7 protein-coding genes are annotated in these 11,344 nt (G+C 71.7%); 4 read left to right on the top strand and 3 right to left on the bottom strand.

The features are described 5' to 3' along the window. Positions 1-83: 83 nt before the first annotated feature. Positions 84-515, bottom strand: a complete 432-nt coding sequence (gene tnpA, locus RAH40_RS03170) for an IS200/IS605 family transposase (RefSeq protein ID WP_306600627.1) — start codon at positions 513-515, stop codon at positions 84-86. Between the two features lie 361 nt (positions 516-876). Then, positions 877-2,091, bottom strand: a complete 1,215-nt coding sequence (gene rocD, locus RAH40_RS03165; RefSeq protein WP_306600626.1) for an ornithine--oxo-acid transaminase — start codon at positions 2,089-2,091, stop codon at positions 877-879. A gap of 162 nt (positions 2,092-2,253) precedes the next feature. Between rocD and RAH40_RS03160 the strand changes: the two genes are divergently transcribed. Genes RAH40_RS03160 through RAH40_RS03150 form a run of 3 tightly spaced genes read left to right on the top strand, consistent with a single transcriptional unit; the run spans position 2,254 to position 9,750 of the window. Then, positions 2,254-4,374, top strand: a complete 2,121-nt coding sequence (locus RAH40_RS03160) for a protein kinase (RefSeq protein ID WP_306600625.1) — start codon at positions 2,254-2,256, stop codon at positions 4,372-4,374. 7 nt (positions 4,375-4,381) lie between these two features. Continuing rightward, a complete protein-coding gene (locus RAH40_RS03155) occupies positions 4,382-7,036 on the top strand; it encodes a serine/threonine-protein kinase (RefSeq protein WP_306600624.1) in 2,655 nt (884 codons plus the stop codon). Then, positions 7,036-9,750 carry a serine/threonine-protein kinase gene (locus tag RAH40_RS03150; RefSeq protein WP_306600623.1) on the top strand — a complete coding sequence of 905 codons (2,715 nt, stop codon included), beginning with the start codon at positions 7,036-7,038 and terminating at the stop codon, positions 9,748-9,750. Before RAH40_RS03155 ends, RAH40_RS03150 begins: the two co-directional genes overlap by 1 nt. A gap of 77 nt (positions 9,751-9,827) precedes the next feature. Here the strand turns inward: RAH40_RS03150 and RAH40_RS03145 are convergent, their stop codons facing one another. After that, entirely contained in the window at positions 9,828-10,121 is a 294-nt protein-coding gene (locus tag RAH40_RS03145; protein ID WP_306600622.1) for an Ada metal-binding domain-containing protein, read from the bottom strand. A 78-nt stretch (positions 10,122-10,199) separates the two neighbouring features. Here RAH40_RS03145 and RAH40_RS03140 point away from each other — a divergent pair, with 78 nt between their 5' ends. Next, positions 10,200-11,339, top strand: a complete 1,140-nt coding sequence (locus RAH40_RS03140; RefSeq protein ID WP_306600621.1) for an aldo/keto reductase — start codon at positions 10,200-10,202, stop codon at positions 11,337-11,339. The last annotated feature ends 5 nt before the right edge of the window (positions 11,340-11,344 follow it).

Here is an 11,344-nt window from a genome sequence, read left to right as displayed (position 1 = left end):
TAAAACGTGAGCCGCTCAAAGCGGCTGGTCGGGGTCGCTAACGCGGCCCCGAATCATAGGATGGGCACCTTGGAGGTGCCTGGTCAGCGAAACAGGGACAGTTGCTCAAATCGCTCGTCCTCCTTTTCCTGTTTTCGGATGTATTCGCGCACGACCGTCTCATCTCGGCCCACTGTCGATACGAAGTAGCCGCGCGCCCAGAAGTTCTGGCCTACAAAGTTGCGCTTCCTCTCCCCATACACGCGGGCGAGGTGAATCGCGCTCTTACCCTTGATGAACCCGATCACCTGCGCCACGGCATACTTTGGCGGAATCGAAATCAGAATATGGACGTGATCGGCCATGAGGTGCCCCTCCTCGATCCGGCATTCCTTCTGCGCGGCCAGTTGCCGGAACACCTCACCCAGATGTGGTCGTAACTTCTCGTAGAGCGTCTTTCTTCGACATTTTGGGATAAACACCACGTGGTACTTACACTCCCACCGGGAGTGGCTTAGACTTTCCGACGAGTCCATCTTGGACCTCCTTTCGTGTGCTTGGCGGCTCACAATCGGAGATTCCAAGATGGACTCCCTGAAATGTCAAACTTCTACTGCCACCCCGGCAGAGCCGGGGGGTCTCCTGGTTTTGCTAGGCCATTCAGACAAACCCAAGGCTCGGGCCAGGCCTTATCCTGCCTTTTCGCGTCAATCCATTTCTTCCCTGTTTCAGCAGGGCCAGCCAGGAATGAACAGGCGCGCAAGCTACCGGCTTTCGCCGACCCATTCCTGTGCTCGCCCTGCTGAAACAGGAATCGGATTAATGGGATGGATGGGGATCTTCTTGCCTTGAACTCCCCTTCATCCTTTGTCCAGGAAGCCTCGTGCTGGCCGACACCTAGCCCAGCACCGCCTCCAGCTGGTCCACGGCCCAGTCGATCTGGTCCTTCGTGATCACCAGGGGCGGCGCCAGGCGGATGGTGTCCACGTGGGTGTCCTTGCAGAGCATGCCGCGGTCCTTGAGCAGGTAGCAGTATTTGCGGGCCCCGCCGGCCTCGGGCTTGAGCTGCACGCCGGCCCAGAGGCCGATGACGCGCACCTCGGCGAGCTTGTCCGTGCGCATCGTCTCCAGGCGATGGCGCAGGTGGGCGCCCAGTTCCGCGGCGTTCTCCACCAGCCTCTCGTCCACCAGGACGTCCAGGGCGGCGCTGGCCACGGCGCAGGCCAGGGGGTTGCCGCCGTAGGTGGAGCCGTGGATGCCGGGGGTGAAGACCTCCATCACCTCCCCGGTGGCCAGGAAGGCGCTCACGGGATAGAAGCCGCCGCTGAGCGCCTTGCCGATGGTCACGCCGTCGGGGCGGATGCCCTCGTGCTCGAACGCGAAGAGCTTGCCCGTGCGCCCCAGTCCGGACTGGATCTCGTCCAGCACCAGCAGGCAGCGGTTCCGGTCGGCCAGCTCGCGCAGGCCCCGCAGGAAGCCCGCCGGGGGGATGATGACGCCGCCCTCGCCCTGGATGGGCTCCATGAAGATGGCGCAGGTGTTGGGCGTGATGGCCTCGCGCACGGCCTGGAGGTCGCCGTAGGGGACGATGCGGAACCCGGGGGTGAAGGGCCCGAAGCGGCTGGTGGAATCGGGGTCGGTGGAAAAGCCGACGATGGTGGTGGTGCGGCCGTGGAAGTTGCCGTCGGCCACGATGATCTCCGCCTTGGGATACTCGATGCCCTTGCGGTCGTAGCCCCACTTGCGCATGGCCTTGAGCGCGGTCTCCACCGCCTCGGCGCCGCTGTTCATGAGGAGGGCCTTGTCGAAGCCCGTGAGCCGGCACAGCTTCTCCAGCAGGGGCGGGAACTGGTCGTTGCGGAAGGCGCGGCTGGTCAGGGAGAGGCGGCGCACCTGGCGGATCATGGCCTCGGCGATGCGGGGGTGGTTGTGGCCCTGGTTCACGGCGCTGTACGCGGCCAGGAAATCCATGTAGTCCTTGCCGTCCACGTCGGTGAGGAAGACCCCGCGGCCCTGGGTGCAGACCACGTCCAGGGGATGGTAGTTGTGGGCGCCGAAGCGGTTCTCCTGGTCGATGAAGGCAGCCGCTGCTGGGGTGACATCCAGGGTCATGGAAACCTCCTCCGGAAAAGGACTGCGGACACTATCGCACACCGGCGCAAAAAACCGGCATGCAGGAACGGGACGCCGGGTCCATGTTGGCGTTTTCATCAACCATGAGAACCATTCTCAACGACCGGGAAGTGAATTATCCTGTCCGCGAGACAGCCCGACATGAATCTTCCGCAAGGCACCCAACTCGGTCCCTATGAGGTTCTCAACCCGCTCGGGAGGGGCGGGCAGGTCTATCGTGCCCGGGACGCGCGCCAGGGCCGTCTGGTGGTGGTCCGGATCCTGCCTGAGCACCTGGCCGGGGACCCCCGCGCCCGGGTCCGGTTCGAGCAGGAGGCCCAGGCCATCGCGGCGCTCGGCCACCCGAACCTCCCGGGTTTCCAGGAACGCGATACCCGGGGGGACCCGCCTTACGGGGTGATGGAGCTGCTGGACGGGGAAGCCCTCCAGGCCCGCCTGGAGCAGGGGGCGCTGGCCCCGCGCCTGGCCGTGGAACTGGCCATCCAGCTGGCCCAGGGCCTCGCCGCCGCCCACGAGCGGGGCGTCATCCACCGCGGCCTCGCCCCGGCCAGGCTTTGGCTCGGAAGGGACGGCCGGCTCAGGATCCTGGACTTCGGACTGGCCCGCCGGACGCCGCCGGACGAGGCTCCAGCCCTCCTCGAGCCGGACGCGGACCTCGCCTACCTGAGCCCGGAGCAGGCGCGGGGCGGCAAGGTGGACGCCCGCACCGACATCTTCAGCTTCGGCGCGGTGTTCTACGAGATGCTCACGGGCCGCAAGGCCTTCGCGCGGGCCTCCGCCGCCGCGACCCTGGCCGCGGTCCTCCAGGAGGAACCCGGGGAACCGGAGCGCCCCATCCCGCCCGCCCTGCGCCGGATCCTCGACCACTGCCTGGAGAAGGAGCCCGCCCGGCGGTTCCGTGACGCCCAGGACCTGGCCTTCGCCCTGGGAAACCTCTCCCTGGGCCCTTCCACCCTCGCCGCGCCGCTTGCCCCGGGGAACCGGCGCAGGACCGTCCTCTGGGCCGCCGCCGGGCTCCTGCTGGCGCTGGGGGCCCTCGGCCTGGGCCTGGGGAACCGGCGCCCCAGGGCGCCGGTCTTCCACCGCCTCACCTTCGCGGCGGGCACGGTGGAGACGGCGCGGTTCGGGGCCGACGGTCGGACCGTGTACTTCAGCATGCGCGTGGCCGGAGGACCGCCAGAGATCTTCGTGCTGGACCCCCGCAGCACCGAGCCCAAGGCCCTGGGCCTTTCCGATGCCCTGCTCCTGGACGTCTCGCCGGCGGATGAGCTGGCCCTGATCCAGGAACCCCGGTTCGCCGGCGGAACCCGGCAGCGGGGCACCCTCATCCGGGTTCCCGGGGGCGGCGGGGCGCCCCGGGTGGTGCGGGAGAACGTGGCCGAGGCCCGGTGGGACGGGGCAGGGCTCGCCACCGTGGCCCCGGCCGGCGCCCAGGACCGTCTCGAATTCCCCGAGGGCCGGGTGGCGGAGACCTGGGATGGAGCCACCCGGACCCTCGGCGCGATCGCCTTGTCCCGGGACCGCAACCTGCTGGCCTGCCTGGACTCGGATGCCAGCCGGGCCACCACCGAGGTCGCGGTGCACGATCGGCAGGGCGGCCGCAAGGTCCTCTTCACCAAGGTCCGGGAGACGGACGGCAGCAGCCTGACCGGCCTGGCCTGGGGACCGGGCGGGGACCTGTGGGTTTCCGACCGGGAAGCGGACCAGACGGTGCTCTGGGCCCTGTCACCCGGGGGCGGACGGCGGGTGCTCATGCGCAGCCAGGGCAACCTCCAACTGCTGGACGTCGCCTCGGACGGCAGGGCCCTCCTGGCCCAGCAGACCGTGCGCCAGGGCGTCCTGGCGCTGCGGCCCGGCGACGACCGGGCGCGGGACCTCCCCCTCCGGGCCCGGACCCGGCTGCGGGGGATCGGCCCCGACGGGAGCCCGCTGCTCCTGGACGGGGACCCGGGGCGGGGCCCGGACCTGGGCATGGGGCAGGGCGCCCTCCCCGGCCTGCGCTCCGGGGAGGGGGTGGTGGGCTGGAGCGAGGATGGCGGTTCGGCCTTCGTGCGTTCGAATCCGACCCGCCTGCCCGTGACCGTCACGCGCCTGAAGCCGGCCACCGCGCAGCGGAAGGTCCTCGCCTCCCTCTCCCCCCAGGATCCGGCCGGGTTCCTGGAATGCCGGGAGGTCTTCGTGGCGGAGGGCGGCCGGGCCCTTGCGCTCGCCTACCGGAAGGAGCTCAGCGACCTCTACCGGGTGGAGGGCCTTGCCCCGTGAGGGACCCATGGATCTGACCCGCGGCGCCCGCCTGGGCCCCTACGAAATCATCAGCCCCCTGGGCGCCGGGGGCATGGGCGAGGTCTTCAAGGCCCGGGACACCCGCCTGGACCGCTACGTGGCCATCAAGGTCCTGCCGGAGCACCTGGCCGGCGACGCCCGGGCCCTGGCGCGGTTCGAGCGCGAGGCCAAGGCCGTGGCGGCGCTCAACCATCCCAACATCCTGGGCATCTACGACTTCGCCAACGAGGGGGAGCTCCGCTTCGTGGTGATGGAACTCCTGGAAGGGGAATCCCTCCACGCGCGCCTGGCCAAGGGTCCGCTTTCCGCGCGCCTGGCCACGGACCTGGCCATCCAGCTGGCCCAGGGCCTCGCCGCAGCCCACGAGAAGGGCGTCATCCACCGGGACCTCACCCCCGCCAACCTCTGGGTCACCCGGGACGGCCGCCTGAAGATCCTGGACTTCGGCCTGGCCCGCCAGACCCGCCGGGACGAGGGCCCCTCCATCACCCACCAGGGCGCGGTCCTGGGAACACCGGGCTACATGAGCCCCGAGCAGGTGCGGGGCGAGGAGGTGGATGCCCGCACGGACATCTTCAGCTTCGGCGCGGTGTTCTTCGAGATGCTCACGGGACGGCGGGCCTTCGTGCGATCCACCTCCGCCGACACCCTGGCCGCCATCCTCCAGGAGGAGCCCGAACCCGGGGACCGCCCCCTCTCGCCCGCCCTGCGCCGCATCCTGGACCACTGCCTGGAGAAGGTGCCCGCCCGCCGGTTCCACGACGCCCAGAACCTCGCCTTCGCCCTGGAGAACCTGTCCGTGGCCTCCACGGAACCCATGGAGGCCGCCCGCCGCCCCTTTCCCTGGCGCCCGGCCGCCCTGGCCCTGGGCCTCCTCCTGGCCGGCGCCGGCGGCCTCTGGGGCCTGCGCGGCAGGTCCCAGCCCCCCCCCTCCTTCCAGCGCCTCACCTTCGAAGCGGGCACCCTCGAAGCGGCCCGTTTCGGTTCGGACGGGAAGACCGTCTACTTCTCCATGCGGGTCGGGGGCGCGCCGCCCGAGCTCTACGTGTGCGACCCGCGCAGCACCGAACCCAAGGCCCTGGGCATTCCCGACGCCATGCTCCTGGGGGTCTCGCCCACGGACGAACTGGCCGTCCTGAAGCACCCCCGCCAGCTCCTGGAGGGCATGTTCCTCGGCACCCTGACCCAGGTTCCGGGGGGCGGCGGCGCGCAGCGCGCCCTGCGGGAGGGGATCGTGGAGGCCGTTTGGGACGGGGCGGGCCTGGCCACCCTGTCCACGGTCGAGGGCCTGCTGCAGTTCCAGCTGGAATTCCCCGTGGGGAGGCCCCTGGCCACCTTCAACGATCCCCCCCGGTCCATCCGCCACCTCGCCCTTTCCCGGGACGGCAACCTGCTGGCTTGCGTGGACGGGGACTTCGCCCGGTCCGTTTCGGACATCTGCGTGTTCGACCGGAAGGGCGCGCGCCGGGTCCTCTACACGAAGGCCGAGGACAACCAGGGCATCACCATCACCGGCCTGGCCTGGGGCCCCGGCCGCGAGCTCTGGGGTTCCGAGCTCCAGGGGGACCAGACGCTGCTCTGGGCGCTCCCCCTGGGGGGAACCCGGCGCATCCTGTGGCGCAGCCAGGGCAACCTCCAGCTCCTGGACGTCTCCCCGGAAGGCCGCGCCCTCCTGGCCGTCCAGACCGTTCGCCGGGGGGCCTTCGCCCTGAAGCCGGGCGCGGCCGGCGCCCCGCGGGAGCTCTCCCTCCAGGGGCGCACCCAGGTGCGGGGCATCAGCGCCGACGGCCGGCAGGTGCTCCTGTCGGAGTCCCCCATCATGGACGGCGGCACGGTGGATGACCGGACCTACCTCCGCTCCCCGGAAGGGGGCCCGCCCCTGGCCCTGGGCATCGGCTTCGGGGACTCCCTCTCCCGGGACGGGCGCTGGGTGAACATGGTCCTGGGGCCGCAGCCGGCCCGGAAGCTGGATCCGGCCTGGGCCCGGGCCCTGGAGGAGGCGGGCCTCGCCCGCGGGGACCTGGAGGACCCCCGGGCGCGTTCGCGCTACCTCCTCTTCGTGCCCACGGGGCTCGGCCGACCTTTCGCCATTCCCATCCCCAGGGCCTACGACCCCATCGGCGGCAGCGCCTACCTCCTGCCGGACGGCCAACGGGCGGTGGCCCACCTCCAGCACGGCGAACGGGCCGGGTGGGTCCTCCTGGACCGGCGGGGCGCGCCGCCGGTCCCCCTGGCGCCCGAGGGCAACTGGGCCAATTTCGCCACCCTGTATCCCCTTTCCTCCGACGGTACCCGGTTCATCCTTTCCCAGGACGGGAACGCCTGGTTCATCGCGAATCTGGCGGGAGGCCCCCTCGTGCCCATCCGGGGCGTGCTCCCCGGCGAGCGGGTGGCGGCCTGGAGCGCGGAGGGTAACGCCGTCTTCGTGCGCACCGGCTTCGCCCAGACGCCCGTGAACGTCAGCCGCCTGGACCTGGCCACCGCCGCCCGCAGGCCGGTGCTGAGCTTCAACATTCCGGATCCCGCGGGCTACATGGGCTGTCCGGAAGTCGTCCTGTCGCCCGATGCCCGTTCCTTCGCCCTGTCGTACCGCAAGGCGCTCACCGAGCTCTACCTGGTCGACGGCCTGGCCTCGCCCTGATGTTCCTCGCCCCCGGCACCCGCCTCGGCCCCTACGAGATCCTCACCCCCCTGGGTTCGGGGGGCATGGGGGAGGTCTACAAGGCCCGGGATCCCCGCCTGGGCCGCTTCGTGGCCATCAAGCTCCTCCTGGACCCGCGGGAGCGCAGCCCCGAGGCCCTGGCGCGCTTCGAGCGGGAGGCCCGGGCCGCCGCCGCGCTCAACCACCCGAACATCCTGCGCATCTACGAGTTCGACACCCGGGGCGAGTTCGCCTATCTCGTCACGGAGCTCCTGGAAGGCGAATCCCTGCTCCATCGCCTGGAAGCCGGCCCCGTCCCCCTGCGCCGGGCGGTGGAGCTGGGGGCGCAGATGGCCCGCGGGCTCGCCGCGGCCCACGAGAAGGGCCTGGTGCACCGGGACCTCAAGCCGAGCAACCTGTGGATCACCACCGAAGGCGTCCTCAAGATCCTGGACTTCGGCCTGGCCCGGCAGGTGCCCCGCCGGAGCGCGAGCCCGCTCCAGGGCCTGTTCTCCTCCATGTCCCGCTCCGGCACCCCGCCCCCGCCCATCACGCGGGAAGGCACGGTCCTGGGCACCCTCGGCTACATGAGCCCCGAGCAGGTGCGGGGAGAGAAGGTGGACCCCCGCAGCGACATCTTCAGCCTGGGGGCCGTGCTGTTCGAGGTGTTCACCGGCCGCCGGGCCTTCGCCCGGACCACCCCCGCCGAGACCCTGGCGGCGATCCTGAGGGAGCGGACCACCGAGGTCTCCCCGGGCCTGGAGCAACTGCCCCCGGCGCTCCGGCGGATCCTGGCCCACTGCCTGGAAAAGGCGCCCTCCCGGCGCTTCCGCAGCGCCGAGGACATCGCCTTCGCCCTGGAGGACGCCTCCTTCGCCGCGGAGGAGCCGCTCTTCCCGGGCCCGGAGGCCCGGCATCGGCTTCGCCGCCTGGCCGGGCCCGGGGCAGGGGCCCTCCTGGGCCTGGGCCTCATCGCCTGGGCCCTCGGCGGACGGCCCGCCCCTGCGCCCGTGTTCAGGCAGCTCGATCTGCCGCCCGGCGCCATCGAAGCGGCCCGGTTCGGGGCCGATGGGCGCACGATCTTCTACTCCCAGCGGATGGCCGGTGGCCGGCCGGAGATCTTCGCGCTGGATCCGGGGAGCGCCGCGCCTCGTCCCCTGGGACTCCAGGACGCCCTCCTGGCCGGCGTCTCGCCACGGGACGAGCTGGCCTGCATCCAGGGCCCCCTGTCCACGAGGGGCCCGGCCTTCACGGGCACCCTGGTCGTGCGCTCCGCAGCCGGCGGCATCCCCCGGGACGTGCGCCACGAGGTCGCCGAAGCCGCGTGGGACGGCCGGGAGCTGGCGACCCTCGGCCTGACCCCCGGCGGCACCCTCCGCCTGGACTTCCCCGAAGGCCGGTCCCTCGTCGCGTGCGACAGCAACGCCCGGACCCTGGCCCACCTCGCCCTGGACCGGGACGGCGGACACCTGGCCCTGGTGGATGGGGACCCCGCGCGGGGCCGGGCCGAGGTGGCCGTCTTCGACCGGGAGGGCCGCCGCAGGACCCTGCTGGCCAAGGGCGGGGACGGCGCGGGGGGCGGCATCACCGGCCTGGCCTGGGGGGACGGGGTGCTCTGGGGATCCGAACGGGACGGGGACCAGACGGAGGTGTGGACCCTCGGCCTCCAGGGCCGCAAGCGCACCGTGTGGCGCGGGCCGGGGGAGCTGCGCCTCCTGGACGTGGGTCCCGGCGGACGGCTTCTCCTGGCCCAGGAGCACGCGCGGCGCTCCGTGCATGCCCTGGACCTGGACGGCGGCCCCCCCCGGGACCTGTCCATCCAGGGGAACACCCAGGTCCAGGGGTTCGGCGGCCGGAACCTGCTCCTGCTGGAATCCCCGGGGCTGGGCGGCGGCACCCGCCAGGACCGGCTCTACCTGCGGGGCGCCGGCGGAGGCCCGGCCCTGGCCCTGGGCCCCGGCCGGGCCTCCGCCCTGTCCGCGGACGGCGGCTGGGTGCAGGTGGACACCCGCGCCCTGGGGCCCGGCACCCTCGACCCCGCCTGGACCGAGGCCTACACGTCGGCGGGCCTTCCCGCCAAGGACCAGGGGGATCCCGAGGCCCGCGCGACGTGCCTCCTGTTCGTGCCCACCGGCCTAGGCCGTCCCTTCGCCATCCCGGTCCCCGAGGGTTTCGCCTCCACCGGCCAGGGCGCCCTGCTGCTCCCGGACGGCCGGCGGATCCTGGCCCATCTGGCCTGGGGGGACCCTTCGGGCTGGGTCCTGTTGGACCGCGGCGGGGGCCCGCCCACCATCCTGACCCCCGCGGGCCTGGGCGGCGCCTTCCCCGGCGGACCCCAGGTCTCCCCGGACGGCACCCGCTTCCTGGTATCAGGCAACGGCCTGGACTGGTTCATCCTGCCCCTGGCGGGGGGCGAACCCCGGCCCATCCCGGGCCTTGCGCGGGGCGAGCGGCCCGTGGCCTGGGCCGCCGACGGCCGGTCCCTGATCGCCCGCGGAGGCGACCCGGCTCCGGGGGTGCCCGTCTTCCGCCTGGACCTGACGCGCGGGCGGCGCACCCCCCTGGCGACCTTCACCCCGCCCGGCCCCGCGGGCCATCTCCAGTGCCGGGCCCTCCTGGCCGAACCCGGGGGCAGGACCTTGGCCATCGGCTGCGAGAGCCGGCTCACCGACCTCTACGTGGTGGAGAACCTCAGGGCGCCAGGATGGCGCTGACCCCCTTCCGGCGGATCCGGTGGAACCCGCGAGCCTGCTTTCCATCTGGAAGGCAGGCGCCGAGGAAGAGAAGGGAACTACGGCTTGCAGACCTTGCAGGCCTTGTAGCCCGCCTTTTCCGCGTCGGCCTTGGTGGCCAGCATGACCTTGTTGTCGGCCTTGATCTTCGCGCCCACGGCGCAGTCGGCCTTGTGATAGACCTTGGAGGCCTTGTTCGCCACGAAGCCGGTGGCGGCGGGCTTGGCTTCGGCCTTGGGCGCGGGCTTGGCTTCGACCTTGGGGGCCGGGGCAGGGGCGGGCTTCTTGGCGGCGGGGGCCTGGGCGAAGGCCGAGGCGGTCACAAGCAGGAGGGCGGCTGCGAAGAGCTTCATGGGTGATCTCCTGAAAGGTGGGGTGAGGCGCTCATGATGCCCCCCTTTGGCGGTAAAATCCATGCAAAGGATTAGCCCATGAAATACCGCACATTCCCGCGCATCCCAGGGGCGGAGGTCTCCGTTCTGGGGTTCGGCTGCATGCGGCTGCCCGTGGTGGGCGGCGACATGAAGCACATCGACGAGGAGGCCGCCCGGGCCCTGGTGCGCCGGGCCATCGACGGCGGGGTGAACTACGTGGACACCGCCTACGGCTATCACGGCGGCCAGAGCGAACCCTTCGTGGGCCGCGCCCTGAGGGACGGCTACCGGGAGCGGGTGCACCTGGCCACCAAGCTGCCCATCTGGCTCGTCGGCGGGGAAGGGGACGTGGAGCGCCTCCTGGACGAGCAGCTCCGGAAACTGGACACCGGGACGATCGACTTCTACCTGGTGCACGCCCTCAACGCCGAGCGCTGGGAGACCGTGGTCCGCCACCACGTCCTGCGCGCCCTGGAGCGGGCCCAGAAGGACGGCCGCATCCGCCACCTGGGCTTTTCCATGCACGACTCCCTGGATGTCTTCAAGACCATCATCGACGGCCACGCCTGGGACTTCTGCCAGATCCAGTACAACTTCCTCGACGAGGGCTACCAGGCCGGCACCCGCGGCCTGCGCTACGCGGCCGAGCGGGGCATCGGGACCATCGCCATGGAGCCCCTGCGCGGCGGCACCCTGGCCGTAGCGCAGCCCGCGGACGTACTGGCGGTCTGGGCCCGGTCCCCGGAGCCCCGGACCCCCGCCGAGTGGGCCCTGCGGTGGGTGTGGAACCACCCCGAGGTGGTCACGCTCCTGTCCGGCATGAACACGATGGAGCAGGTGGAGGAGAACCTCGCCGTCAGCGACTCGGCCGCCGCGGGCGCCATGGGCCCCGGGGAGCTGGAGCTGGTGGAGGCCGTCCGCAGGATCTACGCCGCCCGGGTGAAGGTTCCCTGCACCACCTGCGGGTACTGCGCCCCGTGCCCCAGCGGCGTGGCCATCCCCGACGTCTTCTCCAGCTGGAACACCGGAGGCATGTTCGGCAACTGGGCCACCGCCAAGGGCGTCTACGACATGTTCATCGCCGGCGCCGGCCATGGCGGGGACCGGTGCGAGGCCTGCGGTGCGTGCGAACCCAAGTGCCCTCAGCAGATCCCCATCAAGGAAAAGCTCCGGGAGGCCCACGCGGCGCTGTCCTAGGCCGG

Origin of the sequence: Geothrix sp. 21YS21S-2, assembly GCF_030846775.1 — a bacterium.
Lineage (GTDB): Bacteria > Acidobacteriota > Holophagae > Holophagales > Holophagaceae > Mesoterricola.
The sequence above is the reverse complement of the archived record's forward strand: the minus strand, read 5'-3'. Positions and strand labels throughout refer to the sequence as shown.